The sequence below is a fragment of the Oceanicola sp. D3 genome (assembly GCF_006351965.1).
GTDB lineage: Bacteria > Pseudomonadota > Alphaproteobacteria > Rhodobacterales > Rhodobacteraceae > Vannielia.
In genome coordinates this window covers 1,173,734-1,199,408 of record NZ_CP040932.1, presented here as the reverse complement: position 1 = coordinate 1,199,408, position 25,675 = coordinate 1,173,734, and the positions used below count along the sequence as shown (strand labels likewise).

Annotated in this window: 27 protein-coding genes; 13 read left to right on the top strand and 14 right to left on the bottom strand. The window is 66.1% G+C overall.

Annotated features, from left to right (window positions below; all coding sequences use genetic code 11):
- Window positions 1–163: 163 nt before the first annotated feature.
- From FHY55_RS06105 to nth, 3 genes are read right to left on the bottom strand one after another with little or no spacing between them, the layout of a single operon-like run.
- Complete coding sequence (locus FHY55_RS06105; RefSeq protein WP_140013339.1) at window positions 164–1,159, bottom strand: adenosine kinase; 996 nt, start codon at window positions 1,157–1,159, stop codon at window positions 164–166.
- Entirely contained in the window at window positions 1,156–1,554 is a 399-nt protein-coding gene (locus FHY55_RS06100; RefSeq protein WP_254695430.1) for a RidA family protein, read from the bottom strand. Before FHY55_RS06100 ends, FHY55_RS06105 begins: the two co-directional genes overlap by 4 nt.
- Window positions 1,551–2,198 (bottom strand): endonuclease III, encoded by a 648-nt coding sequence (nth, locus tag FHY55_RS06095; protein WP_140013338.1) that lies wholly within the window; start codon window positions 2,196–2,198, stop codon window positions 1,551–1,553. The genes FHY55_RS06100 and nth overlap by 4 nt, the downstream gene beginning before the upstream one ends.
- 94 nt (window positions 2,199–2,292) lie before the next feature.
- On the opposite strand from nth, the gene FHY55_RS06090 reads away from it, so the two are divergent.
- The 3 genes from FHY55_RS06090 (at window position 2,293) to FHY55_RS06080 (ending at window position 4,938) form a co-directional block, all read left to right on the top strand.
- On the top strand, window positions 2,293–3,159 hold the full coding sequence (locus FHY55_RS06090; RefSeq protein ID WP_140013337.1) for a bifunctional helix-turn-helix domain-containing protein/methylated-DNA--[protein]-cysteine S-methyltransferase: 867 nt from the start codon (window positions 2,293–2,295) through the stop codon (window positions 3,157–3,159).
- Between the two features lie 243 nt (window positions 3,160–3,402).
- The gene (locus tag FHY55_RS06085; RefSeq protein WP_140013336.1) at window positions 3,403–4,038 is read left to right on the top strand and encodes an OmpA family protein; all 636 of its coding nucleotides are present in this window, start codon (window positions 3,403–3,405) and stop codon (window positions 4,036–4,038) included.
- Between the two features lie 129 nt (window positions 4,039–4,167).
- Window positions 4,168–4,938 (top strand): FadR/GntR family transcriptional regulator, encoded by a 771-nt coding sequence (locus tag FHY55_RS06080; RefSeq protein ID WP_140013335.1) that lies wholly within the window; start codon window positions 4,168–4,170, stop codon window positions 4,936–4,938.
- 57 nt (window positions 4,939–4,995) lie between these two features.
- Here the strand turns inward: FHY55_RS06080 and FHY55_RS06075 are convergent, their stop codons facing one another.
- The 4 genes from FHY55_RS06075 to FHY55_RS06065 all read right to left on the bottom strand — a co-directional run bounded on the left by FHY55_RS06075 (window position 4,996) and on the right by FHY55_RS06065 (window position 7,388).
- On the bottom strand, window positions 4,996–5,985 hold the full coding sequence (locus tag FHY55_RS06075; protein ID WP_140013334.1) for a P1 family peptidase: 990 nt from the start codon (window positions 5,983–5,985) through the stop codon (window positions 4,996–4,998).
- 115 nt (window positions 5,986–6,100) lie between these two features.
- A complete protein-coding gene (locus FHY55_RS06070; protein ID WP_140013333.1) occupies window positions 6,101–6,526 on the bottom strand; it encodes a hypothetical protein in 426 nt (141 codons plus the stop codon).
- Window positions 6,527–6,534: 8 nt separating this feature from the next.
- Window positions 6,535–6,666 carry a hypothetical protein gene (locus tag FHY55_RS20855; RefSeq protein WP_256377574.1) on the bottom strand — a complete coding sequence of 44 codons (132 nt, stop codon included), beginning with the start codon at window positions 6,664–6,666 and terminating at the stop codon, window positions 6,535–6,537.
- Entirely contained in the window at window positions 6,663–7,388 is a 726-nt protein-coding gene (locus FHY55_RS06065) for a glucose 1-dehydrogenase (RefSeq protein ID WP_140013332.1), read from the bottom strand. Before FHY55_RS06065 ends, FHY55_RS20855 begins: the two co-directional genes overlap by 4 nt.
- 292 nt (window positions 7,389–7,680) lie before the next feature.
- Here FHY55_RS06065 and FHY55_RS06060 point away from each other — a divergent pair, with 292 nt between their 5' ends.
- Window positions 7,681–8,232 carry a hypothetical protein gene (locus FHY55_RS06060; protein WP_140013331.1) on the top strand — a complete coding sequence of 184 codons (552 nt, stop codon included), beginning with the start codon at window positions 7,681–7,683 and terminating at the stop codon, window positions 8,230–8,232.
- Between the two features lie 25 nt (window positions 8,233–8,257).
- Here FHY55_RS06060 and FHY55_RS06055 read toward each other — a convergent pair whose 3' ends face one another.
- From FHY55_RS06055 to FHY55_RS06035, 5 genes are all read right to left on the bottom strand, one after another.
- A complete protein-coding gene (locus FHY55_RS06055) occupies window positions 8,258–9,004 on the bottom strand; it encodes an SDR family NAD(P)-dependent oxidoreductase (protein ID WP_140013330.1) in 747 nt (248 codons plus the stop codon).
- Window positions 8,997–10,448: an aldehyde dehydrogenase family protein gene (locus FHY55_RS06050; protein ID WP_140013329.1), complete on the bottom strand. Its 1,452-nt coding sequence runs from the start codon at window positions 10,446–10,448 to the stop codon at window positions 8,997–8,999. Before FHY55_RS06050 ends, FHY55_RS06055 begins: the two co-directional genes overlap by 8 nt.
- 104 nt (window positions 10,449–10,552) lie before the next feature.
- The gene (locus FHY55_RS06045) at window positions 10,553–12,088 is read right to left on the bottom strand and encodes an ABC transporter ATP-binding protein (protein ID WP_140013328.1); all 1,536 of its coding nucleotides are present in this window, start codon (window positions 12,086–12,088) and stop codon (window positions 10,553–10,555) included.
- The gene (locus tag FHY55_RS06040) at window positions 12,085–12,906 is read right to left on the bottom strand and encodes an ABC transporter permease (RefSeq protein WP_140013327.1); all 822 of its coding nucleotides are present in this window, start codon (window positions 12,904–12,906) and stop codon (window positions 12,085–12,087) included. Before FHY55_RS06040 ends, FHY55_RS06045 begins: the two co-directional genes overlap by 4 nt.
- Before the next feature lie 394 nt (window positions 12,907–13,300).
- On the bottom strand, window positions 13,301–14,248 hold the full coding sequence (locus tag FHY55_RS06035; RefSeq protein ID WP_140013326.1) for an ABC transporter permease: 948 nt from the start codon (window positions 14,246–14,248) through the stop codon (window positions 13,301–13,303).
- A gap of 84 nt (window positions 14,249–14,332) precedes the next feature.
- Between FHY55_RS06035 and FHY55_RS06030 the strand changes: the two genes are divergently transcribed.
- From FHY55_RS06030 to FHY55_RS06020, 3 genes are all read left to right on the top strand, one after another.
- A complete protein-coding gene (locus FHY55_RS06030; RefSeq protein ID WP_140013325.1) occupies window positions 14,333–14,785 on the top strand; it encodes an NUDIX hydrolase in 453 nt (150 codons plus the stop codon).
- Window positions 14,786–15,079: 294 nt separating this feature from the next.
- Window positions 15,080–15,436, top strand: coding sequence for a cupin domain-containing protein (locus FHY55_RS06025; protein ID WP_140013324.1), 357 nt, complete (start codon window positions 15,080–15,082; stop codon window positions 15,434–15,436).
- A gap of 15 nt (window positions 15,437–15,451) precedes the next feature.
- The gene (locus tag FHY55_RS06020; RefSeq protein WP_140013323.1) at window positions 15,452–17,017 is read left to right on the top strand and encodes a 2-isopropylmalate synthase; all 1,566 of its coding nucleotides are present in this window, start codon (window positions 15,452–15,454) and stop codon (window positions 17,015–17,017) included.
- A gap of 29 nt (window positions 17,018–17,046) precedes the next feature.
- Here the strand turns inward: FHY55_RS06020 and FHY55_RS06015 are convergent, their stop codons facing one another.
- A complete protein-coding gene (locus tag FHY55_RS06015) occupies window positions 17,047–18,066 on the bottom strand; it encodes an ATP-grasp fold amidoligase family protein (RefSeq protein ID WP_210410542.1) in 1,020 nt (339 codons plus the stop codon).
- Window positions 18,067–18,105: 39 nt separating this feature from the next.
- On the bottom strand, window positions 18,106–18,795 hold the full coding sequence (locus FHY55_RS06010) for a DUF2161 domain-containing phosphodiesterase (protein ID WP_140013321.1): 690 nt from the start codon (window positions 18,793–18,795) through the stop codon (window positions 18,106–18,108).
- A 213-nt stretch (window positions 18,796–19,008) separates the two neighbouring features.
- Here FHY55_RS06010 and FHY55_RS06005 point away from each other — a divergent pair, with 213 nt between their 5' ends.
- The 6 genes from FHY55_RS06005 to FHY55_RS05980 all read left to right on the top strand — a co-directional run bounded on the left by FHY55_RS06005 (window position 19,009) and on the right by FHY55_RS05980 (window position 25,661).
- Window positions 19,009–20,046, top strand: a complete 1,038-nt coding sequence (locus FHY55_RS06005; protein WP_140013320.1) for a rod shape-determining protein — start codon at window positions 19,009–19,011, stop codon at window positions 20,044–20,046.
- Between the two features lie 41 nt (window positions 20,047–20,087).
- Window positions 20,088–21,005, top strand: a complete 918-nt coding sequence (mreC, locus tag FHY55_RS06000; protein ID WP_140013319.1) for a rod shape-determining protein MreC — start codon at window positions 20,088–20,090, stop codon at window positions 21,003–21,005.
- Window positions 20,998–21,537: a rod shape-determining protein MreD gene (locus FHY55_RS05995; RefSeq protein ID WP_140013318.1), complete on the top strand. Its 540-nt coding sequence runs from the start codon at window positions 20,998–21,000 to the stop codon at window positions 21,535–21,537. Before mreC ends, FHY55_RS05995 begins: the two co-directional genes overlap by 8 nt.
- Window positions 21,534–23,450, top strand: coding sequence for a penicillin-binding protein 2 (gene mrdA / locus FHY55_RS05990; RefSeq protein ID WP_140013317.1), 1,917 nt, complete (start codon window positions 21,534–21,536; stop codon window positions 23,448–23,450). The genes FHY55_RS05995 and mrdA overlap by 4 nt, the downstream gene beginning before the upstream one ends.
- Window positions 23,451–23,463: 13 nt before the next feature.
- Complete coding sequence (rodA, locus tag FHY55_RS05985; RefSeq protein ID WP_140013316.1) at window positions 23,464–24,612, top strand: rod shape-determining protein RodA; 1,149 nt, start codon at window positions 23,464–23,466, stop codon at window positions 24,610–24,612.
- Between the two features lie 110 nt (window positions 24,613–24,722).
- Window positions 24,723–25,661 carry a glyoxylate/hydroxypyruvate reductase A gene (locus FHY55_RS05980; RefSeq protein ID WP_140013315.1) on the top strand — a complete coding sequence of 313 codons (939 nt, stop codon included), beginning with the start codon at window positions 24,723–24,725 and terminating at the stop codon, window positions 25,659–25,661.
- Window positions 25,662–25,675 lie beyond the last annotated feature (14 nt).

Genomic DNA, 25,675 nt, shown 5'->3' with positions numbered 1-25,675 from the left:
GACCGATGAGAGCCTTGCTCTGTCAGGGGCGGGTGCTGCCAAGTGCGGCGCCCGCCTTCTTCTTTTGGCATCTCATTGGTTCTGAAAATATCCTCGCCGAAGGCCTGTATCTCTTTTGGCCAGCCCTCTGCGCCGGGCGCTCCCGGCGCGGGGGAACTCTGCCTCAGAGCAGACCCGCGTCGTGGAACACCTCGCGCAGCGGGCGCTTGGGGCGGGGGCCGATGTGGCGGATGACTTCTGCCGCCGCCGTCACGCCCATGCGGCCCGACATTTCCAGCGTTTGGCCTGTGGCGAGGCCATAGAGGAAGCCGGCGGCGAACTGGTCCCCTGCCCCGGTGGCATCGACGGGCGTGACCTTCTCGACCGGCACCTCGACGCGCTCGCCCTCGCGGATCAGGATCACCGGGTCGCCCGAGCGGGTGCAGACCACGACGGGGCAGATCATTGCCGCCTCATCGAGCGCGGTCTGGAGGCTTTCGGTCTGGTAGAGCGATTTCCATTCGGCCTCGTTGCCGATGGTGTAATCCATGTCGTTTTCGATCAGCTCGCGGAAGCTGTCGCGGTGGCGATCCACACAGAACGGGTCTGACAGGGTGATGCCCGCTTTGCCGCCCGCGTGGTGGCAGGCATTGGCGGCGGCCATGAAGGCGCGTTTGCCCTTGTCCTTGTCGAAAAGGTAGCCCTCGAGGAAGAGATAACGGGTGTTCTCCATCACCGAGACGTCCACGTCATCCTCGCCGAACTCGGCGCCGCAGCCGAGGTAGGTGTTCATCGAGCGTTCGCCATCGGGGGAGACGAAGATCATCGAGCGGGAGGTGGGGGGCTGGCTGGCATCCTCGACCGGCGGGTTGGGGAAGGTGGTGCCTTCGAGCTCCATGTTCTCGGCGTAGAAGCGGCCCAGCGCGTCATCCTTCACCCGGCCGACGAAGGCGGTGGCCAGCCCCAGCGTACCCAGCCCCGCCAGCGTGTTGGCCACCGAGCCGCCCGGGGTTTGCACCCGGTCGGTCATTGCGGCGTAGAGCACCTCGGCGCGCTTGCGCTCGACAAGCTGCATGATGCCCTTCTCTATGCCCATGTTATCCAGAAAGCTGTCATCGCCGTGGGAGATGACATCGACGATGGCGTTGCCGATGCCGACGACGTCGTATTGGGTGGTCATTCAGGTGTCTCCGTGATGATGGCGTCGATTTCGGTTTCCACCAGCCAGTCGGGTTCCACGAAGGCGGAAACCTCGACAACAGTGAGGACGGGGCGGATGGCGGAGAAGATCTCGCCATGCACTTCGGCGGCCTCCCTCCAGCGGCTGATGTCGGTGAGCATGAGGCGGCAGCGGGTGACGTGCTCTGGCCCCGCGCCCGCCTCGGCCAGCGCCTTCAGGCTGATCTCGAAGCAGCGGCGAGTCTGCGCGGCCACGTCGCCGACCCCGTGGGTGCCGCCGCCCTCGGCGATGGGCGCGGTGCCCGCGACCGACACATGGTTGCCCACCCGCACGGCACGGGAGAAGCCCATGATCGGCTCAAGGTAGGAGCCGGAAGAGACAAGGGTGCGACTCACAGGGTCTTCTCCTCAAAAAGGCAGATGTCACGGATGAGGCAGGTGCCGCAGAGCGGTTTGCGGGCCTTGCAGGTGTAGCGGCCGTGCAGGATGAGCCAGTGGTGGGCGTGTTGCTGGTACTCGGCGGGGATCCGGTCTTCGATCGCGCGTTCGACGGCGTCGACATCCTTGCCGGGGGCGATGCCGGTGCGGTTGCCGACGCGGAAGATGTGGGTATCGACCGCCTGTGCCGGGTGTTTGAACCACATGTTGAGCACCACGTTGGCGGTTTTGCGGCCCACGCCGGGGAGCGAGACAAGCGCCTCGCGGGAGCTGGGCACCTCGCCGCCGTAGTCATCGACGAGGATCTGGCTCAGTTTCATCACGTTCTTCGCCTTCTGGCGGAAGAGGCCGATGGTTTTGATGTGCTCGGTGAGGCCGTCGAGCCCGAGGTCGAGCATCTTTTGCGGCGTGTCGGCCACCTCGAAAAGCGCGCGGGTGGCCTTGTTGACGCCCACGTCGGTGGCTTGGGCCGAGAGCGCCACGGCAACAACCAGCGTGTAGGCGTTGGTGTGCTCCAGCTCGCCCTTGGGCTCGGCCTCTTGCGCGGCGAAGCGGGCGAAGACCTCGGAGATCTGGTGATATGTCATGACGGGCGCAGGCATCGCCTTCCTATGCCCTGCCCGGCCCGCTCCCGCAAGTTCCGGGTCGCCCTGTGCGGCGATGCGGCTTAGCTGTAGGCTTGAAGGAGATGCGGCGATGAATGCACCCGTGAGAGAGATGGAAGAGAGCTACCACTATCAGGTGATGCGCCGGGCGCTCGATGTGATCGACGGGGCCGAGGGCAATTTGACGCTTGAGGCGCTGGCGGGGGAGATGCGCATGAGCCAAGCGCATTTTCAGCGGTTGTTCAGCCAGTGGGTTGGGGTGAGCCCGAAGCGGTATCAGCAATATCTGACCCTTGGCCACGCCAAGGCGCTGCTGCGCGAGCGGTTTACCACGTTGGAGGCGGCCGATGAGGTGGGGCTAAGCGGCTCGGGGCGGCTGCATGACCTGTTCTTGCGCTGGGAGGCGATGAGCCCGGGCGAGTATGCCAAGGGCGGTGCGGGCCTGGAAATTCGCTGGGGCTGGTTTGAAAGCCCTTTCGGCCCGGCGTTGGTTATGGGGACCGAAAAGGGGATTTGCGGCATTGCCCTGGCCGCCGAGATGGGGCCGGAGGCGGCGATGGAGGACCTGCGGGGGCGCTGGCCGGGGGCTGTCTTCACGGAAGATCCGATGGCGTTGCGGCCTTGGGTGCAGAGCGCCTTTGGCGCTGAGGGCCGGGTGGAGGAGACGCCGCTGTTTTTGATCGGCGCGCCGTTTCAGATCAAGGTCTGGGAGGCGCTGATGCAGGTGCCGACGGGCCATGTGACGACCTATTCGGAGATCGCCAAGGCGGTGGGCAACCCGCGTGCCGTCAGGGCTGTGGGTACGGCGGTGGGGCGCAATCCGGTGAGCTTTTTGATCCCCTGCCACCGGGCGATGCGCAAATCGGGCGGATTGGGCGGCTATCACTGGGGGCTGCCGGTGAAGCGGACGATCCTGGCGTGGGAAGCCGCGCGGCGCGAGGGGTTGGCGGCGGGGTGAGCGCGACGACGGCGCGGAGGTGCCTGCGCCGAGGCGCATCAGCCCCATGACTCACGTCACGTGACATCGGGGCGCGTGGCTGAAACATTGCCGCCCCGTCTCTGGCGACTTTCCGCTCACAGGCGGCAGATCACGTAAAATCCAGTTGGCTATGTCACGTTTTAACGGAACGAAGCGCTCAAGAGGGCGTTAAGGCCTCAATGTCCATGGGGACCACTCGATAAAACAAGGACTGTAGCAGACATGATCCGCAATTCACTGATGATTTCCGCCGCCACCGTGACCCTTCTTGCAGGGTGCGAAGGCGTTGGCCCGAAAACCCAGAACGGGGCGCTTGCCGGCGCTGCCGTGGGCGCGCTGGCTGGCGTGGCACTGGGCGATGATGAAGAGAGCCGCCGCCGCGGTGCCGTTCTGGGCGCGGCCGTGGGCGCAGGCGTGGGCGGTGCCATTGGCGCAAACCTCGACAAGCAGGCCCGCGAGCTGGACCAGAACCTCGACGGACGGATCGACGTGGTGAACACCGGCGACCGGCTGATCGTGACCATGCCGCAGGACATCCTTTTCGCCACCGACAGCACCGCGCTCTCGGCCGTGCTTCAGGATGACCTCTACACGCTGGCGCGCTCGCTGAACGACTACCCGAACACCACCGTGCAGGTGATCGGCCATACAGACAGCACCGGCGCGGCCTCTTACAACCAGGATCTCTCGGAGCGCCGGGCGCTGGCCGTGCGGAGCGTGCTGCTGAATGGCGGCGTCTCCTCTGGCCGTGTGCAGGCCATCGGGCGGGGCGAGCAGCAGAATATTGAGACTAATCAGACGCCTGAAGGCCGTGCCGCGAACCGCCGGGTCGAGATCATTATCATCCCGAACACCTGACGCATTTCGGATCGGGGCCTGTCCCTGCCCCGTTCCGTCTTTGCTCCCGCCGCCCCTATGGCGGGGGCACCTTGCCCCCTCCCCCCGGAACGTGGTCAAATCACTTGACCAATTCCGGGGGGCTTTTTCATGCCGTTCCAACCTGTCATCGCCGCCCGCCTGAGCGAGGCCGTGGTGGAGCAGATCGAGCTGTTGATCCTGCGCGGCGTGCTGCGCCCGGGAGAGCGGCTGCCTGCAGAACGTGACCTTGCCGAGCGCATGGGCGTGTCGCGGCCCTCGCTGCGCGAGGCCTTGGGCAGCCTACAAGAAAAAGGGTTGCTGGAAGCGCGGGCAGGCGCGGGTGTGTTTGTGGCCGAGGAGTTGCGCTCGGTCTTTCCGCCGGCGCTGGTGCGGCTGTTTGCCGGGCACCGGGAGGCGGTGGTGGATTACATCGGCTTTCGCCGCGATCTGGAGGGGCAGGCTGCCGAGCGTGCGGCGGTGCATGGGACCGAGGCGGACCATGCGGTGATTGCGCGCGCGCTGGAGGCGATGGAGGCGGCCCACGGGCGACGCTCCAGCGCCGAGGAAGAGGCAGAGCTGGATGCGGGCTTTCACATGGCGATTTTGGAGGCGGCGCATAACGTGGTGCTGCTCCACATGATGCGGGCGATGTTCGGGCTGCTGCGGGAGGGCGTTTTCTACAACCGGCAGATCATGTTCCGGAACCAGCCAACGCGCAGCCGCTTGCTGGAGCAGCATCGCTCGATTGCCGCAGCGATCCTTGGGCGCGACCCGGCGGCGGCACGGGCGGCGGTGGAGGCGCATCTGGACTTTGTGGAGCAGGCGCTGGCCGAGCAGGTGAAGGCCGAGGGCCACGAGGCCGTGGCCCGGCAGCGGTTGGAGAAGATGGGCGGCGCGTAGCGGCCTGCGGCTGTGGTGCGATGGTACGGTGATGCGATGGTGGGCAGATTGCCCACCCTACGCGAAGGCCTCCCGCCATGTGGGCAGCGTATCTCCCTTGGCGGGTGTGGCGGCATAGACGCCCCGGGCGATGGCGCGGGCGAGGCAGGTGGCCGCTGCGTGGCCGATGCGCAGACTGTCCCAATCCGGGTCCGTCAGGGCCTTGCGGCCGGTGGCGGCACCGAAGACGAGATCGCCATCAAACGGGGTGTGCGAGGGCACGAGGGCGCGGGCCATGCCATCATGGGCGGCCACGGCCATGCGCTGACATTGCGCAGAATCGAGCGCCGCATCGGTGGCGACGATGGCTATGGTGGTGGCTTCGCCTGCCAGCTTTTCCAGCGAAGGCTCAAAGCCCGGGTCTGTTGTTTCGGGGCCGCCGAGACCGCCGAACTCGCCCGCCATCTCCCAGGCCCCGGCCCAAAAGCGGGGGCCACGGCCCTCTACTGCCGAGCCAACCGCGTTGACCCCGACGACCGCGCCCACGGTGATGCCGCTCTCCAGCACCAGCGAGGCAGAGCCGAGCCCGCCTTTCAGCGTGGCCGTGGTCGCACCGGTGCCGCAGCCCACGGAGCCGAGTTTGAAGGTGGTGCCCGCCGCATCGAGTGCCATGCGGCCTAGGGACTTGTAGGGGTTTTCCTTCCAGCCCTTGTCGCCGCCGTTGAGCAGATCAAAGAGGATCGCGCCGGGCACGATGGGCACAACCGCCTCGCCCACCTGATAGCCCTTCCCTTGCGCGCGCAGCCCGTCAGCCACGCCCGAGGCGGCATCGAGCCCGAAGGCGGAGCCGCCGGAGAGCACCAGCGCATCGACCTTTTGCACCAGCTTGTCGGGGGCGAGCAGGTCTGTCTCCCGGGTGCCGGGCGCGCCACCCATGACGTGCACGGCGGCGGTGAAGGGATCATCCCCCACCAGTGCGGTGACGCCGGATTTGACCTGTGCGTTGGTGGCATTGCCGACGCGCAGCCCGGCGACATCGGTGATGAGATTGCGTGGACCCGGTTTCATCGTTACCCCTTCGTTCCCTTGCGGGATGTTCAAGCGGGTTTGCGGGCGCGGCGCAAGGGGGCGCGGCCTTCCGTTGTGCTGCACGGCGATGCGAGAGGCGGATGGGGCGGCGCGATCAGGCGGGGATGTCGAAGGCGCTGTGGTAGGTGAGGCGGGGGGTATCGGTGAGGCGGAAAGGGTAGCCGCCCATCGCCCGCTCGTCGATCACCACCACGGTGTCGGCCCCGGCGGTGATGTGGCGCACGTCGAGCAGGGTTTCGTCGGAAAATATCTGCTCCAGCAGAGGCTCCAGCCCGGTGCCGTGGCCCATTTGCACATAGGCCGGGTCGATAAAGGCTTCGGGGAGGTCAACGGTGAGCGGCGCGGGCGCGTCGGCCACGGGGCCCTCCATAGGGGGCATGACATAGCTCATCGCCTCTGGCTCGTTGCCGAAGGTGCCGGAAAACAGGTGCACGCGGCGGCGGCCTGCCAGCGGCGGGGCCGGGCGGCGCGCCTCGCGGCGGGGGGCGAGGCCGAAGAGGCGAAGGAGGAAGCGGCGCATGGGCCACCCTAGCCGCCCGCGTGGGCGGCGGGCAAGCGGCGCGACGCCAGCGGCAGACCCAACAGGAAGAGCGCGAAATAGCTTGCGGTGACCGCCGCCATGCCGTGCGTCGCCGCCCACCAGGCCGGAGGCAGGCTCATATGCAGCGCCCGCCATCCACCTCCAGCGTGGTGCCGGTGATCATGCTTGCCTCGTCAGAGCAGAGGAAGCAGGCGGCGTTGCCGAGGTCTTCGGCGGTGGAAAAGCGCCCGAGCGGGATGGTGGAGAGGAACTTGGCGCGCATCTCCGGGCTATCCTCGCCCATGAAGCTGGCAAGCAGGGGCGTTTCACCCGCCACCGGGCAGAGCGCGTTTACCCGCACGCCCTCGGGCGCGAGCTCCACCGCCATGGCCTTGGTGGCCGTGATGACCCAGCCCTTGGAAGCGTTGTACCAGTTGAGGCGCGGGCGCGGCGAGAGGCCCGCGGTGGAGGCGATGTTGAGCACGGCCCCCGCCCCCCTGCCCTTCATCGCGGCAATCACCGTGCGGGCGGAATAGTAGATGGACTTCATGTTGACGGCGGCGACCTTGTCGAAGTCTTCCTCGGAGACCTCCTCCATCGGCGCGGGAAGGTGGGTGACACCGGCGTTGTTCACCAGAATGTCGGCTGGGTGGCTCGTGGCGAGGGCCTCCCAGTCGGCGAGGAGGGTGACATCCATTGCGAGGGCCTTGCCGCCGATGTCATCGGCCACGGCCATGGCCGCCTCGGCGTTGATGTCGGTGACGAGCACCTCGGCCCCCTCGGCGGCGAACTTGCGCGCGATGCCCGCGCCGAAGCCAGAGCCGCCGCCGGTGACGATGGCACGTTTACCTGCAAGTCTCATGGTCTGTCCTCCCTGTTGGTGGCGGGATCAGAGGGCATGTGGGGGCGGGGTGCAAGGGGGGCACGGTGGCGCGGGTAGCTGGTGTTGGAGTGGGGGCGCTGCCCCCACACCCCCGGAGATATTTGCAGCAAGAAAATGAACAGGGGGAGCGCTTTAACCTTAATGCGGGGTCAACGTTGGCAGCGGGGCTTTGCGACCGAGTTCCGGGAGGTGGCATGACGGCCTCCAACCAGCTAGTTGGAAGCCGGTGCGTAAGCGCACGCAGACCCGTTAGCCGGAAGAACGAGTTGAGATGCTGAATGCCTCCATGCGATTCCCTTATTTCTTTGTGATGAACTATCTGGCGCTCTGCTTCGGCGGCCTGATCGCGGTGCCGCTCACGCTGCCCCTTCTTTTCTTCACGTTCGGGCTCGGCTTCCCCTTCATCCCGCTTACGCTCTACCTGGGTGCATTCCTTTACCCAGCCTTCGTGACGCCAGCCATTTTCAGCGGGCTCAGTTACGGCGCGCTCGTTCTCAATTCATATCGCCGCGTGCGTGCGGGCTGGGCTGTGCCGCTGGTTGCGGTCGGCACGGTGCTTGTTGCCTACGTTCTCTTTGTCACCAGCGCGGAACTGAACTGGCGGTGGCTGATGGCACGAGAGGCAGACAGGAACGGGCTTGAGAATGTGGATGCGAAGGAGGTCTTGGCGGTGCGGTTCTGGCGCGCCAACCTCGGGCTGCACTCGGATGAACGGATGTATTATTCGCCCCACGCTACGGCGAGAAAGGACGGCTTAACGTACATCTGGTCCTTCAGCGAGTCGCGTTTCGTTGCATGGCCGGGCCATCGCCGGATGCCGTGACGGGGCTGGTAACGATGTGATCGGCTCAGAACGTCGCTCGCCCGCCCGACTGGTCGAAGCAGGCGCCGGTGGTGAAGCTGGCTTCGGAGCTGGCGAGCCAGCAGATCATGGCGGCGATTTCATCTGGGGTGCCGAAGCGGTTCATCGGGATTTTGCTTTTCATGTAGGCGATGAACTCGGGGGTCATCTGGTCAAAGATCGGGGATTCCACCGCCGCCGGGGCGATGCAGTTGACGGTGACGGCGGTGTCGGCCAGTTCCTTGCCGAGCGACTTGGTGAGGCCGATGACGGCGGCCTTGGTGGCGCTGTAGGCGGGGGCGCTGGGGTTGCCCTCCTTGCCCGCGACGGAGGCCATGTTGACGATGCGGCCATAGCCTGCGGATTTCATCAGGGGCGCGGCGACACGGCAGCAGTAGTAGACGCCATGGAAGTTGAGGTTGGTCACCGCGTGCCAATCGTCCAGCGGATACTCCCACGTCGGCACGTTGGGGCCGGTGATGCCCGCGGAGCAGACAAGGATATCGAGGCCGCCCATCGCCTCGGCTGCGGAGTTCATCGCGGCTTCGACGCCTTGGGGGTTGGTCACATCGACGAGGGCCGGGGTGAGGCCCTCTGCCTCGGCGCGGGCGAGGGCGGCTTCGTTCACGTCCCAGACCGTCACCGTGGCCCCTTCGGCCTGCATCCGCAGCGCGGCGGCAAGGCCGATGCCGGAGGCGCCGCCGGTGATGATGGCTTTGCGGTTGGCGAAGCGATTGTTGAAGAGTTCAGCCATGTTTTGCCGCCACCGTCTTGAGTTGTGAAAATCCGTAGAGCGCCTCGAAGCCCTTTTCGCGCCCGTGGCCAGAGCGGCCGACCCCGCCGAAGGGCAGCTCGACGCCGCCCCCTGCCCCGTAGTTGTTGATAAAGACCTGACCGGCCTTCAGCCGCTTGGCCATGCGCATCTGCCGCGCGCCATTCTCGGACCAGATGGAGGCCACCAGCCCGTAGCCGGTGCCGTTGGCGATGGCCACGGCCTGCTCCTCGCCCTCGAAGGGGATCATCACCTGCACGGGGCCGAAGATTTCTTCCTGCGCGAGGATGTTGGCCGGGTCGGTGGTGGCGTAGAGACGGGGAGCGATGTAGTGGCCCGCCGCCGGGGCGCTTTGGGAGACATGGCCTTCGGCAAGGAGTTGCAGGCCCTCGTCACGGGAGAGGTAGCCTTGCACGATCTGCTTTTGGCGGGCGGAGATGAGCGGGCCGAGGTCCGCGTCTTCCAGCGCGGGGGCGGTAGTGAGCTTGGTGTAGGCCTCGGACATGCGGGCCATCGCCTCTTCCCAGAGCGGGCGTTCGACGAGGATGCGGGAGGAGGCGGAACAGGTTTGACCGGCGTTCTGGATCCCGGCGGAGAGCAGGAAGGGCATTGCGGCGTCGAGATCGGCGTCGGCGAAGACGATCTGGGGGCTCTTGCCGCCGAGTTCGAGGGTGACGGGGGTGATGTTATGGGCCGCCGCCTGCTGGATGAGCGTCCCGACGCCTGCCGAGCCGGTGAAGCTGAGGTGGCGGACGCCCGGATTACGGGAGAGCGCGGCGCCCGCCTCTTCGCCTGTGCCGGGAACGACATTGAGCGCGCCGGGGGGCAGGCCCGCCTCAACCGCGAGGCGGGCGAAGGCGAGGGCTGTGAGGCAGGCCTCTTCCGCCGGTTTGAGGACGCAGGCGTTGCCCATGGCCAGCGCCGCGCCGACAGAGCGACCGATGATCTGCATCGGGTAGTTCCACGGGATGATGTGGCCGGTCACCCCATGCGGCTCGCGCAGGGTGTAGACGGTGTAGCCGTCGAGGTAGGGCAGCGTCTGGCCCGCGATCTTGTCTGCCGCGCCGCCGTAGAACTCCATGTAGCGGGCCAGCGCGCGGGCATCGGCGCGGGCTTGGGTGAGGGGTTTGCCGACGTCGCGGGCCTCCAGCATTGCAAGGGCTTCGGCGCGCTCCTCGATCAGGCGGGAGAGGCGCAGGAGGGTGCGGCCCCGCTCAGCGGCGGTGAGGCCGCCCCATTCACCATCCAGCGCGGTTTGGGCAGCGGCGACAGCGTCGGAGACCTCGGCTGCGCCGCAGCGGGCGATGGCACCGATTTCAGCACCGGTGGAGGGATCTTCGATGGGGAGCGTGGCGGGGGCATCGTGCCACTGGCCCGCGATGAGGTATTCGCTGGGGTCGAACCAGCCTGCGGTGATGTCTGACATATGGGCTCCTCCGGTTGGGAGGTTAGGGTGGTGGCGCCCGGTTGGGAAGGGGGATGGTATACCATTTTGATGGTGTCTGGGTGGCGGTGGGCATATTGCCCAACCTACGCGGCGAGCACCGGGGCGGCCTTGATGAGTTGGCGCGTGTAGGGGTGCTCGGGGGCGGTGAAGACCTGCTCGGTGGGGCCTTCCTCCACGATCTCGCCGGCTTTCATCACCAGCACCCGGTCGGTCACGTTGCGGACCACCGAGAGGTCGTGGCTGATGAACAGATAGGACAGGCCGCGCTCGGCCTGGAGGCGGGCGAGCAGGTCGAGGATGGTGGCGCGGACCTGCACGTCGAGCGCCGAGACCGCCTCGTCGAGCACGATCAGCTCCGGGTGGGTGACGAGGGCGCGGGCGATGGCGATGCGTTGGCGCTGGCCGCCGGAAAACTCGTGCGGATATTTGTGGGCGTCATCGGGGTGCAGGCCAACGGCGGTGAGGGCTTCGGCGATGCGCGCGGGCAGGTCGGGCGGTTTGCCGGTGAGGTGGAAGGGCTCGGCGATGAGGCGGGCGGTGCGGTGGCGCGGGTTGAAGGAGCCGTAGGGGTCTTGGAAGACGATCTGGAGGCGGCGGCGCAGCTCGAAGCCCATGGCGGGCGAGACGGGCTGGCCATCGAGCGCGATGGTGCCGCCTTGCAGGGGATCAAGGCCAAGAATGGCGCGGGTAAGGGTGGATTTGCCGCAGCCGCTCTCGCCGACGAGGCCGAGGGATTCGCCTTGGCGCAGGGTGAAGGACACGTCGTTCACCGCGCGGAACGGGCCTTTGCGGGTGGGATATTCGCGGGTGGCGTTTTGGACCGAGAGGAGCGGCGTTTCTTCAATGCGGGTTGCGGCGCGGTTCGGCTGGTGGGCGGAGGCCTTCAGCAGGGCGGCGATGTAGGGGTGGCGGTGGTTGGTGAGGATGCGGGCGGCGGGCCCGTGCTCGACCACCCTGCCCTGCTTCATCACCGCGATCTCGTCGGCCATGTTGGAAACCACCGCGAGATCATGGGTGATGAGCAGGAGGGCCATGCCTTCGTCGCGGGTGAGGTCGCGCAAGAGGTCGAGGATCTGGGCCTGTGTGGTGACGTCGAGCGCGGTGGTTGGCTCATCGGCGATGAGCAGGCGGGGGCGCAGGGCGATGGCCATGGCGATGCAGACGCGCTGGCGCTGGCCGCCGGAGAGCTCGTGGGGGTAGCGGGTGGCGGGGATGTCTTGCAGGCCGACGCGATCGAGCTTTTCGCGGGCGATGGCGGCGGCCTCGCGTCGGGAGGCAGCGCCGTGGATGCGCAGGGTTTCGGCAACCTGTGCGCCGATGGGTTGCATCGGGTTCAGCGCCGTCATCGGCTCTTGAAAGATCATGCCGATCTCGTTGCCGCGCAGAGCGCAGAGGCGGCGTTCGGTGGCTTGGCGCAGGTCTTCGCCGTCCAGCATGGCGGTGCCGGTGGTGTGCGCCCCGTTCGGCAGGAGGCCGATGAGGGAGAGGGCTGTCATCGACTTGCCGGAGCCGCTCTCTCCGACGAGGCCGAGGATTTGGCCGGGGGCAAGGGTCAGGGAGACCTCGCGCAGGATGGGGGTGCCGTGGATGGCGAGGGAGAGGTTTTGCAGCGCGATCATTGGACGGCGCGCCTCAGGCGGGGATCGAGCATGTCACGCAACCCGTCGCCCATGAGGTTGAGGCCGAGGACCATAAAGACGATGGAAAAGGCGGGCAGCATGGCAAGGCGCGGGGTGCCGTAGAAGAAGGTTTGCGCATCGGCCAGCATTCGGCCCCAGCTTGGCGTGGGCGGCTGTGCGCCGAGGCCGACGTAGGAGAGGCCTGCCTCGGCGAGGATGCCAAGGGAGAACTGGATGGTGGCTTGAACCACCAGCAGGTTGGCGATGTTGGGCAGGATGTGCTCGGCGCTGATCCGGGCGCGGGATTTGCCTGCCACCCGCGCGGCGAGGATGAACTCGCGCTGCCACACGCCCAGCGCCGCGCCGCGCGCGACGCGGGCGAAGACGGGGATGTTGAAGATGCCGATGGCGAGGATCGCGTTGAGCGCGGAGGGGCCGAAGGTGGCGGTAATGAGGATGGCGATGACGAGGGAGGGGAAGGCGAAGGTAAGGTCGTTCGCGCGCATGATGACCTCGTCGAGCAGGGAGCCTCGCGTGGCGGCGGCGGTGAGGCCGAGGGGCACGCCGATGGTGAGGCCGATGGTGACGGCGACAAGGGCGACGGCGATGGAGGTGCGCGCCCCGGCCATGAGCATGGAGAGCATGTCGCGCCCGAGGTGGTCCGTGCCCAGCAGGTTGGTGGCGTTGGGCGCGGCGAGTTTGCCTGCGATGTCGAGGTCGAGGGTGGAGTGGGGTGTCCAGACGAGGGAGAGCAGCGCGGCGGCGGCGAAGACGGCGGTGAGAGTTGCACCGATGAGGAGTTGGGCGGGGAGCTTCATTGCGGCGCTCGGGTAAGGGGGAGTGCAGCGCGGAGCCGACCGTGGTGTGCTACGGTTTTGGGTGGCGTGGGGCGGCGCTGCGTGCGGGGTGTTGGGGTGCGTATCTGGATGGAGGCCGCGTTATAGGGCCCTGTGCGCAAAGAGTATTTAGCAATTTCGGTTATGGAGAGAATTTGCACGGAATCAAGGCGCAGCCGCCGTGCAGCGCCGTCCCGCCCCCCGGGGCGGCGCTTGGGTGAGGTTGGTTCTGCCCACGGAGGGAAGATGACAAACTCACCATAAAGCGCTCCGAACATACGTTGCATGCGCCCCCCCGCGGGACGGCGCTGCACGGCTTGCGTTGCGTTAGGGGGTGAGGGGGGGCTCGGCGCTCGTCCTGCCCCATGAGAGCGGTTCATCTGCGCCTCCTCAACCGTGGGTCGGCGAGGCCGTAGGCGATGTCGGTCAGGAAGGTTACGCAGATGACGGCAAAGACGAGGAGCATCACGGCGCTTTCGACCACGATAAGATCTCGCTGGGTGATGGCCTGAAAGATCAGGCGACCAAGGCCGGGGAGGTAGAAGACGTTTTCGATGATGATTGCGCCTGCGAGAAGGAAGGAAAACTGCAACCCGAGGATCGTCAGCACCGGTACCAGCGCGTTGCGCAGGGCGTGGCGGGTGAGGGCTTGGGCGCGGGTCAGGCCCTTGGCGCGGGCGGTGCGGATGAAATCTTGCCCCAGCACCTCAACCAGAGCCGAGCGCATGACGCGGGCGAGGATGGAGGCTTGCGGCAGGGCGAGCGCGATGGCGGGAAGGGTCAAAGCCTTCATCCCGGGCCAAAGCCCCGCGTCCCAGCCCGGGAAGCCGCCTGCGGGGAAGAGCGGGATCGTGATGGCGAAGGCGAGCACCAGCAGCATCCCGAACCAGAAGTTGGGCACCGCGATGCCGAGCTGGGTGACCCCCATGATACCGTAATCCGCCGCGCGGCCCCGGAAGGCGGCCGCCACCAGCCCGACGGGGATGGCGATAAGCGTGGAGAGCGCCAGCGCATAGGCGGCCAGTGGCGCCGACACCGCGAGACGGTCGACAATGAGCTCTTCGACCGGGACGCGGTAGGTGTAGGAGGTGCCCATATCGCCCTGCACCAGCCCGGTGATCCAGCGCAGGTATCGCTGCACCGTGCTGCCATCGAGGCCAAGCTCGCTGCGCAGGGCGGCGACGGTCTCTTCGCTGGCATTGAGGCCGAGCATGAAGGCTGCCGGATCGCCGGGGATCACCTCGAGCATGAAGAAGATCACCACGCTGGCCGCGACGAGCGAGAGCGCGAGGGAGATCAGGCGGGAGGCAAGGTAGCGGGCCATGGGAGGACGCTATGGGATTGATCGCGCGGGGGGAAGTGGCGGTGGCCCCTGCCCCGCCCGCCCGGCGCGTGCTATGGCGGCGGCATGACACAGTGGCGCCCCCTCCCTCGCATACGCATTCTTGCCATCGGCCTGGCTTGGCGCGGCTCCGCCCTGCTGGCCGCAGAGGTGCGTGACGATGCCGGGCGGCTCAAGGGCGTGCGCCCGCCGGGCGGAGGCGTGGAATTTGGCGAGCGTTGGGAAGAGGCGCTGGCGCGGGAGTGGGCCGAAGAGTTTGGCGTGCGGATTGCCGTGACCGGGCCGCCGGTGGTGATGGAAAACATCTACACCCACGAGGGCGAGTCAGGGCATGAGGTGGTTTTTGCCGCGCCGATTGCACTGCCGCCGGGGCGGCTCTTGGAGAGCGACTCGCTGGAGGTGCGCGAGGACAACGGCCTGCCCTTCACGGTGCGCTGGTTTGACTTCGACGGGCTGGACGCAGGCGGGCCGGCGCTTTTTCCGACCGGTTTGAAGCCGCTCATCCACCCGCCAAACTAGGCCGGCACGGGCCGCGAATGTGCCCAATGAGGGCCGGGGCAAATCTTCACTTCCCTTTTACCAAACGGGCAGTATAGTCGCCCTCATGACGCAAGAGCGCCACAACCAGCCGCGGGCCATCGCAATCGCCCGTCAGGAGGAAGCCCCCCGGCTTCCCCTTCTCGCTGTTGTCGCCCTGCCCCTTGCTGGCCTGCTTCTTCTGCTTACCTGCCTCTGAGCGTGCCTTTCCGGCGCGACCGCTCAGGGGTATAGACGCGCCGAAGCACCGCAACAGACGCCAGGGACACTTCCCCGATGAAAGCCATAAACCTCGCCGAGAAGCTCGCGCTCTTCGACTCCCATTGGGATCCGAAGGTGGTGGGCGATTACAACGACAACGAAGTGATGGTCGTGAAGATCAAGGGCGAGTACCCGTTTCACAAGCATGACGGCACCGACGACTTCTTCCTCGTTCTGGAAGGCGAGATCGTGATGGACTTCGAAGGTGCCGACCCGGTGAAGGCCGGGCCGGGTGAGCTTGTCATCGTGCCTGCTGGCGTCGTCCACCGGCCCCGAGCCGAAGAGGAGGCGAAAGTGCTCCTCATCGAGCCGAAGGGCGAACCGAATTCCGGGGATTCGGGCCGCGCGCCTGCCCCCAAGGACCGTATCTGAGGAGGAACGGGACCAATGAGCACCGACAACCGAGTAAAGATCTTTGACACCACCCTGCGCGACGGCGAGCAATCGCCCGGCGCGACCATGAGCCATGCCGAGAAGCTGGAGATTGCCAGCCTGCTCGACGAAATGGGCGTGGACATCATCGAGGCGGGGTTTCCGATTGCTTCGGAGGGCGACTTTGCCGCCGTCAGCGAGATTGCCCGCGCCGCGAAGAGCGCCACGATCTGTGGCCTCGCCCGCGCCAACTTCAAGGATATCGACCGGTGCTGGGAGGCGGTGAAGCACGCCAAATCTCCACGCATCCACACCTTCATCGGCACCTCGCCGCTGCACCGGCAGATCCCGAACCTGACGCAGGACGAGATGGCCGACCGCATCCACGAGACGGTGACCCACGCCCGCAACCTCTGCGACAACGTGCAGTGGAGCCCGATGGATGCCACGCGCACCGAGTTCGACTATCTCTGCCGGGTGATCGAAATCGCCATCAAGGCGGGCGCGACCACGATCAACATCCCCGACACGGTGGGTTACACCGCCCCGCGTGAGAGCGCCGAGTTGATCCGCAGGCTCATTGCCGAGATCCCGGGCGCGGGCGATGTTGTGTTTGCGACCCACTGCCACAACGATCTGGGCATGGCGACGGCCAACAGCCTCGCCGCCGTTGAGGCGGGTGCGCGGCAGATCGAGTGCACCATCAACGGGCTGGGCGAGCGCGCGGGCAACACCGCGCTGGAAGAGGTGGTGATGGCGGTGAAGACCCGGCATGACATCATGCCCTTCACCACCGGCGTCGACACCACCAAGATCATGCACATCTCGCGCCGCGTCGCCACGGTGAGCGGCTTTGCGGTGCAGCCCAACAAGGCCATCGTTGGCAAGAACGCCTTTGCCCATGAGAGCGGCATCCACCAGGACGGGATGCTGAAGAACCCCGAGAACTTCGAGATCATGCGCCCCGAAGATGTGGGCCTCTCCGCCACCAACCTCGTGATGGGCAAGCACTCCGGCCGGGCCGCGCTGCGCTCGAAACTGGCGGAGCTGGGCTATGAGATGGGCGACAACCAGCTGAAGGACGTGTTCGTGCGCTTCAAGGAGTTGGCGGACCGCAAGAAAGAGGTGTTTGACGACGATCTGGTGGCGCTGATGCGCGAGGCCAGCACCGACCCGGCGGCGGAATACCTGAAGGTGAAGTTCCTGCGGGTGATCTGCGGCACCGAAGCACCGCAATCGGCGGATATCACCCTGAGCGTGGACGGCGTGGACCAGCAGGCCACCGCCCAGGGCGACGGGCCGGTGGACGCGGCCTTCAACGCGGTAAAGGCGATTTATCCGCATGGTGCGCGGTTGCAGCTGTATCAGGTGCATGCTGTGACCGAGGGCACTGACGCGCAGGCAACGGTGACCGTGCGGATGGAGGAAGAGGGCGTGCTGGCCACCGGCGAGGCCGCCGATACGGACACGGTTGTGGCTTCGTGCAAGGCCTATGTGACCGCGCTGAACCGGCTGCGGGTGCGCAAGGAAAAGCTCGGCGGGAAGGACACCCGGGAAGTGAGCTACAAGGACGCGGGCTGATCCACGGTTCGGCCGTGCCGCTTACGGCCTTACGTGGACATGTTTTGTGATCCGGCAGAGGCCTGCCCGTGCTGGGCTGGCCTCTCATTTTCATCCGCCGCGTCCATCGCGCGCCGCAGCGCCCTGCGGTAAACCTCGCGCCACCCCTTTTGCGGGGTTTGCATGAACCAGCTTTGCCGCAAGTCCCATGCCATGTTTGCCGGGTGGTCTGGATCGGTGCCGAAGTCGCGCTGGACACCCCCGCGCGGGTAGACCGTCAGCTCGCCCATCCAGAGCGAGGTGCCGTCTGTTAGGAAATCCACCCGCATATGGTCAAACTGCGCGCCAATCTCATGCGCCAGCGCCAGCGCGGGCTCGATGGTTTTGGGCAATGGCTGCTCAAGCAGGGGATACTCGGGTTTGAACTGACGCGAAGAGCGCACCAGCTTGCCATCGTGGAGGTCGAAGACATCGGCACGGTAGCCGCCCTCGGGCTGGGGCATGATATGCGCCACAAACTGCGTTTGGCCGCCAAAGACAAAACACTTGATGTCTGCCGCCGGCGCGGCGCCGGCAAGGTCTTCCTCGATGAGAAGGCGTCGCGGCACGCGGTAGTAGCCCCACTGCCCCGCGCCGCGCCCGTACCCCTGCTTGAGAAAGCGCTTTGCCTTTGCCACCATTTCATCGCGCGGCGGCGCATCGGGCCCCAAGGCGATGTTGCGGCCCGAGCCATGGGCGGCCTTGAGATACCCCGGTTTCAGCCGCAGCGCCTCGGGAATGTCAGCGGGCCGGTTGCCTTGCCACAGCGTCCGCGCGGATGCGATTTTGTAGCCCTGTTCCGCCACCCAGTCTTTCGTGGCGAGCTTGTCGCTGGCGATGCGGAACAGCGGGTTTCGATCGAATATCTTGCGCCATGTGTACTTGTCGTTCAGGCAGGTCGGGAGCACCGGCGTCTGCACGCGCCCGGTGCTGCCCTCCATCTCGTCCAGCCATGCCAGAATGCGCCCGTGCCGCAACCGAATCCATTTATCGAGCGCGGCAAAGATCCTCGCGTCACTTGCTGACTGCACCTGATACATATTCAACCTCTTGATAGCCTGCGGAAATTTTCAGCCGAGGCCCTGTCCTTCCACTTTTCCGGCAACCGCCTGTGCGCCGTTCGGCGTCAGCGCGTAGATACCCTTGCCCACCCGTTTAAACCATCCGTAGTGATCGTCGGCCATCATCCGCGTGGCCTTTTCGACACCCGTGGCGCTGGCGACATGCGCCCCCTTGCAGGGGCCATTGGCGGCGAGGTGTTGGGCCAGCCGGATGCAATCCTGCCGGTAGGCGGTGACGATGGTGCCGTTGCGCGCCGCGCCGCCCGTGTTCGGGTCGCCTTCGCGGCGGGCGAACTCGCGCAGGAGGCGGGCCTTGCGGGGGGCGGATTTGCGCGGCTGGTAGGGCGCGGGATCGAGGGCGATTTGGGTGTGGCCGTCGGAGAGGCGGACGTAGATGAGGCCGAGGCCGAGGCGGCGGCAGAGGGTGCGGTGCTGCTTCATCGCCGCCATCCAGCGGCGGCCCGAGCCACGAGGGACGGCGAGATAGACGGCATCGGTGAGCGATTGGCGGGCGATGCCTTGGTGGATGAGGGCGAGCGAGAAGGCGAGCTTGAGCTCGACCACCACGGGGGCCTCATTTTCGCGCACCGCGACCACATCCGCCGCGCCCACCTCGCCTTTAACCTCGTAGCCTTGCGCTTCGAGGAGGGCTTTGACGGGGGCGTAGAGATCCTGCTCTTTTGGTTTTATCTCCGCCATGGGCTGACTTTAGCCCCAAGTTTCGCCGCTGCGAAGAGGGCCCGGGCCGCCGGGAGGGGCGAAGGGGCGCGGCACCCGGCAGCAACTTGCCGTGTTCGGCCATCGCGCCCCCTTGTCCCTCAACCGCCCAAGCCCCTATAAGCCGAAAGTTCCGTGGGGGCGGCTGAGTCGTGCCCCGAACGTGCTGTGGCATAGGGCAGGGGTGAACTTCGAATGGCTTTTCTGAGCGGTCTTTTCTCGTCGGATATGGCGATCGACCTCGGCACCGCCAACACATTGGTTTACGTGAAGGGCCGGGGGGTTATCCTCAACGAGCCTTCCGTGGTGGCCTATCACACCAAGGGCGGGCGCAAGGAAGTGCTGGCTGTGGGTGAAGACGCCAAGCTGATGCTGGGCCGCACACCCGGCAGCATCGAGGCGATCCGGCCGATGCGCGAGGGTGTCATCGCCGACTTCGACACTGCCGAAGAGATGATCAAACACTTCATTCGCAAGGTTCACAAGCGCACCACGTTTACCAAGCCAAAGATCATTGTCTGCGTGCCCCATGGCGCGACGCCGGTGGAGAAGCGAGCCATTCGTCAGTCTGTGCTGAGCGCGGGCGCGCGGCGGGCCGGGTTGATTGCCGAGCCGATTGCGGCGGCGATTGGCGCGGGCATGCCGATCACCGATCCGACCGGCAACATGGTGGTGGATATCGGCGGGGGCACCACCGAGGTGGCCGTGCTTTCGCTGGGCGATATTGTTTATGCGCGCTCTGTCCGCGTGGGCGGAGACCGGATGGATGAGGCGATTGTCAGCTACCTGCGCCGCCAGCATAACATCCTGATCGGGGACGCCACCGCCGAGCGGGTGAAAACCTCGATCGGCACGGCGCGGATGCCCGACGACGGGCGCGGGGCCTCGATGCAGATCCGTGGCCGCGATTTGTTGAACGGCGTGCCGAAGGAAACCGAGATCAATCAGGCGCAGGTGGCCGAGGCCCTCAGCGAGCCGGTGCAGCAGATTTGCGAGGCGGTGATGACCGCGCTGGAAGCCACCCCGCCCGACCTGGCCGCTGATATCGTTGACCGGGGCGTGATGCTAACCGGGGGCGGCGCGCTGTTGGGCGAGTTGGACCTTGCGCTGCGCGAGCAGACGGGGCTTGCCATCTCGGTGGCCGACGAGTCACTCAATTGTGTGGCCTTGGGCACCGGCAAGGCGCTGGAATATGAAAAACAGCTCAGGCATGTGATAGACTACGACAGCTGAGGCCGCACGCTGGGGAGCGGCCTTGCGGAAAGGCTGCCCGCTTGGCGAAGAGAGACACGAACATTGACTATGTCAGCCCGGTCAGGCGCATCCTGACCGTTGTGCTCGTGGTGCTCTGCTTCGGGCTCTTTCTGCTGTGGCGGATCGACAGCCCACGGGTGGAGCGGTTTCGCAGCAATCTGATCGACGCGGTGGTGCCGAGCTTTGAGTGGGCGAGTGTGCCCGCGACGAAGGTTGGCAACATGGCCGACAGCTTCCAGAGCTACAATCGGCTCTACGAGCAGAACCAGGAGCTGCGGCGCGAGTTGCAGCAGATGAAGGCGTGGAAAGAGGCTGCGGTGCAGCTTGAGCAGCAAAACGCCAAGCTGCTGGCGCTGAACAACCTGCGGCTGGACCCGCGGCTGACCAGCGTGTCGGGCGTGGTGATTGCCGATAGCGGCTCGCCCTTTCGCCAGTCCGTGCTGCTGAATGTGGGCCGGCGCGATGGCATTCGCGATGGCTGGGCGGTGATGGACGGGCTGGGGCTGGTGGGGCGGATTGCCGGGGTTGGTGAGCAGACCTCTCGTGTGATCCTGCTGACCGATGCCGCCAGCCGCATACCGGTGACGGTGCAGCCTTCGGGCCAGCATGCGATGCTGGCGGGTGACAACCGCGCCGCGCCGCCGCTGGATTTTATCGAAGATCGCGACACCGTGCAGCCGGGCGACCGGGTTGTGTCTTCCGGCGATGGCGGAGTGTTCCCGGCCGGGCTGCTGGTGGGGCAACTGGTGGAAGGGCGTGACGGGCGGCTGCGCGTGCGGCTTTCAGCGGACTACGAGCGGCTCGACTTTTTGCGGGTGCTGCGCAGCCACGAGGCCGAGGTGATTGCCGATCCCGGCGGGCTGATCCTGACGCATGAGGGCCAGCCGAACCCGCATCCAGAAGAGGTGAGCCAGGCCGAGGGAGGCTCGGATGGTTGACCCCGTCACAGCGCGCATCTGGACCTATCGCGCTGCCTTTTTGGGCCTGTGCATGGCCTTGGCCTTCTTCCGCCTGCTGCCGCTCGACACCACGGCGGGCGGCATGCCCGGCCCCGATGTGATGTTGGCGCTCACCTTCGCATGGGTGCTGCGCCGCCCGGCCTTTGTGCCCCCTGCCCTCATCGTTGGCGTCTTCCTGATGGCAGATTTCATCTTTCAGCGCCCGCCGGGGCTTTGGGCGCTGCTGGTGCTACTGGGCGCAGAGTTTTTGCGCGCGCGGCAGGGCCTTTCACGCGAGTTGCCGTTTCCGTTGGAGTGGGCAATGGCGGGCGTTTTGATGGTGGTGCTGATGGTGGCGAACATGGCGCTGCTGGCCCTGTTCATGGTGCCGCGCCCGCCGCTGGGGGTGGCGATGTTGCAGATGGGCATGACGCTTGTGACATACCCGCTGGTGGTGGCGGCTTCACACATGCTCTTTGGGCTGCGCAAGGCGGCACCGGGTGAGGTGGATGCGTTGGGGCACCGGCTATGAGGCGCGCGCCAAAGGATACCGAGGAAAGCGTTCGCAAGATCACCCGGCGCGGGCTGGTGATGGGCGGGCTGATGGGCGGCTTTGCCACGCTGCTGGCGGGCCGTATGCGCTACATGCAGGTGGAACAGGCCGACACCTTCCGGCTGCTGGCCGAGGAAAACCGGATCAAGTTTTCGCTCATCCCGCCGGAGCGCGGGCTGATCTTTGATCGCAACGGGCGGCCGATTGCGGTGAACGAACAGATCTATCGCGTGGTGATCGTGCCCGAGGATGCCGGCGATATCGAGAACACGCTGGCGCGGCTGCGCAAGATCATCCCGATCTCCGATGAGGAGATGGCGGAGGCGCTGGAGGAAATCCGCAAATCCTCGCCCTTCCTCGAATACACCATCGCCGACCGGCTGAGCTGGCAGCAGCTTTCGGAGGTGGCGGTGAACGCCCCTGCCCTGCCCGGCATTTCGCCCGAAGTTGGCCTTTCGCGGCATTACCCGATGCTCGAAGATCTGGCCCATGTGATTGGCTACGTGGGCCGGGTCAGTGACTATGACCTGAGCAAGATCGAAGACCCGGACCCGCTGCTGAAATTGCCGCAGTTTCAGATTGGCAAGACCGGCGTGGAATCCAAGTGGGAGGAGCCGCTGCGGGGCAAGGCGGGCAACCGGCGGATCGAGGTGAACGCCTCAGGCCGGGTGATGCGCGAGCTGGACCGGCAGCAAGGCGTTTCGGGCACCGATTTGCAGCTGACCATCGACAGCCAGCTGCAAAACTTCGTGCAGGCGCGGCTTGGCGATGAGAGCGCCTCGGCGATGGTGATGGATGTGACCAATGGCGATTTGCTGGCCATCGGCTCGGCCCCGTCGTTTGACCCGAACCTTTTTGTGCGCGGCATATCGGTGGCCGACTACCGAGGCCTCACCGAAGACGACCACCGCCCGCTGGCCAACAAGGCGGCGCAGGGCCTTTATCCGCCGGGCTCGACCTTCAAGATGGTCACCGCGCTGGCCGCCGTGGAGGCGGGCGTGGTGACGGCGGGCGAGACGTTTTATTGCCCGGGCCACAAGGAGGTTTCGGGCCGCCGCTTCCATTGCTGGAAACGCTCGGGCCATGGCTGGGTGGATCTTGATGCATCGCTCCAGCAGAGCTGTGACGTCTACTACTACGAGCTGGCGCTGAAGGCGGGGATCGAGAACATCTCGGCGATGGCCAAGAAGCTCGGCATTGGCGTGCGCCATGATGTGCCGATGAGCGCCGTGGCCGAGGGGATCGCCCCGACGAAGGCGTGGAAGGCGGAGCGCTACGATCAGGATTGGGTGGTGGGCGACAGTCTGAACGCCTCGATCGGGCAGGGCTTTGTGCTGGCCTCGCCGCTGCAACTCGTGGTGATGGCCTCACGGCTGGCCAGTGGCACACAGATCGAGCCGCGGCTCATCAAATCGGTCGACGGGCGCGAAACCGAGGTGAAGGGGCTGGAGCCGCTGGATATTTCGCCGACCGCGCTGCAACAGGTGCGCAAGGGCATGTACAACGTGGTGAACTCCTCCCGGGGCACCGCGCGGAGCAGCCGGATTGTGGCCGAGGGCATGACCATGGCGGGCAAGACCGGCACCAGCCAAGTGCGCTCGGTCGTGGTGCGCAACCAAGATGTGCCGTGGGAGCAGCGAGACCATGCGCTGTTTGTCGCCTTTGCGCCTTACGATAACCCGAAATACGCGGTTTCGGTGGTTGTGGAGCATGGCGGCGGGGGCTCGGCGGTGGCTGCGCCGATCGCCCGCGATGTGATGCTTCAGGCGCTCTACGGCGGGCTGCCGCCGCTGGAAGCCTACCCGAAGGCGAGCCGCTGGCAGGTGCAGGAAATGCGCAAGGATCTGAAGCTGCGCGAAGACCTGCGGCAGGAAGCCAGCGACCGGGCATGAGGGAGCGCGCGGCGTGAGCTATCTTGAATACAACCGCGAGACGGTGCCGACCGGCCTGAGCAAGGTGCTCTACATCAACTGGGCGCTGGTGGTGCTGCTTGTGGCCGTGTGCTCCGTGGGCTTCCTGATGCTCTTCTCGGTGGCCGGGGGCACGCTGAGCCCTTGGGCGGAGCCGCAGATGAAGCGCTTTGCCCTTGGCCTCGTGCTGATGTTTCTTGTGGCGATGGTGCCGATTTACTTTTGGCGCAACCTGGCCTTGCTGGCCTATCTCGGATCGCTGCTGCTGCTCGTGTTCGTTGAACTTTTTGGCGATATCGGGATGGGGGCGCAGCGCTGGATCGACCTTGGGTTCATGCGGCTTCAGCCATCGGAGGTGGCCAAGATCACCCTCGTGATGCTGCTTGCGGCTTATTACGACTGGCTGGACGTGGGCAAGACATCGCGGCCACTCTGGGTGGTTTTGCCAGTGCTGATCATCCTCGTGCCAACGGCGCTGGTGCTGCGCCAGCCCGACCTTGGCACCGCGCTGCTGCTTGTCGTCGGCGGGGCGATGGTGATGTTTTGCGCCGGGGTGCACTGGCTTTACTTCGGCGTGGTCTTCGCCTCGGGGGCGGGGCTTGTGACGGCGGTTCTGGCCTCACGCGGGACGGCGTGGCAGCTGCTCAAGGACTATCAGTATCGCCGGATCGACACCTTCCTCGATCCGGAGTCCGACCCGTTGGGAGCGGGCTATCACATCACCCAATCCAAGATCGCCCTCGGCTCGGGCGGATGGACAGGGCGCGGGTTGATGGAGGGCACGCAGAGTCGGCTCAACTTTTTGCCCGAGAAACATACAGACTTCATCTTCACCACGCTGGCCGAGGAGTTTGGCTTTGTCGGGGGCGTGTCGCTGTTGCTGCTTTACGTGCTGATCATCGTGTTCTGCGTGGCCTCGGCGCTGAAGAACCGCGACCGGTTTTCGTCCCTGCTGACGCTGGGGATTGCGGGGACGTTCTTTTTGTTCTTCGCGGTCAACATGAGCATGGTGATGGGCCTCGCACCGGTGGTGGGCGTGCCTTTGCCGCTGGTGAGCTATGGCGGCTCGGCGATGATCGTGCTGCTGGGGGCCTTTGGGCTGGTGCAGAGCGCGCATGTGCATCGACCGCGAGGGCGCGGATAGCTCTTTGCGGCCTTGCCTGACGGCGCGGCCGCGCATCGCATCTGCGAAGAGGGCCGCACGGGCCGATGAGCGGCTTGGCGGCGGGTGCGGGCGCAGATAGGGTCCGCGGCATGACCCTGAATATTCTCTTCTCCGCCCGCCCGACCTTCTGGAAGCAATACGAAGCCCCCCTGCCCCGCGCCTTGGCCGAGGCCGGGATTGACGCGCAGGTGTTTCAACCCGGCGACGTGGCGGCGGAGGATGTGGATTACATCGTTTTTGCGCCCAATGGCCCGGTAGAGGATTTTGCGCCCTTCACCCGCGCCAAGGCCGCCTTGAGCCTTTGGGCCGGTGTGGAGCAGATCGTGGGCAACGACACGCTGGCGATGCCTCTGGCGCGGATGGTGGACACTTCGCTGACCGAGGGCATGGTGGAATGGGTGACGGGGCAGGTGCTGCGCCACCATCTCGGGATCGACCGGCATATCGTGAACCCCGAACATGAGTGGAAATTCGTGATCCCGCCACTGGCGCGTGACCGGGTGGTGACGGTCTTGGGCACAGGTGCCTTGGGCACGGCCTGCGCCGAGGCGCTGGTGGCGCTGAACTTCAGGGTCAGGGGCTGGTCGCGGAGCGAAAAGCAGATTGCCGGGGTTGAGAGCTTTTCGGGCGATGCGGGCTTGATGGCGGCCTTGGAGGGCGCCGAGATTGTGGTGCTGCTATTGCCCGACACGCCCGCAACGGAGAATGTGATGGGCGCGCGCGCCTTTGCGGCGATGGCGGAGGGGGGATGTGTGATCAACCCCGGGCGCGGGCCGCTGATTGACGATGCGGCGCTTGTTGCAGCGCTGGACTCCGGGCAGCTGGCCCATGCGACGCTGGATGTGTTTCGCGAGGAGCCGTTGCCGGAGGGGCACCCGTTTTGGGCGCACCCCAAGGTAACGGTGACGGCGCATACAGCCTCGGAAACACGGCCATGGAGTGCGAGCCAGTCGGTTGCGGAGAATATCCGCCGGGCTGAGGCCGGGGAGCCGTTGATTGGCTTGGTGGATCGGGGCGCGGGGTACTGAGGCATCATCCTCGG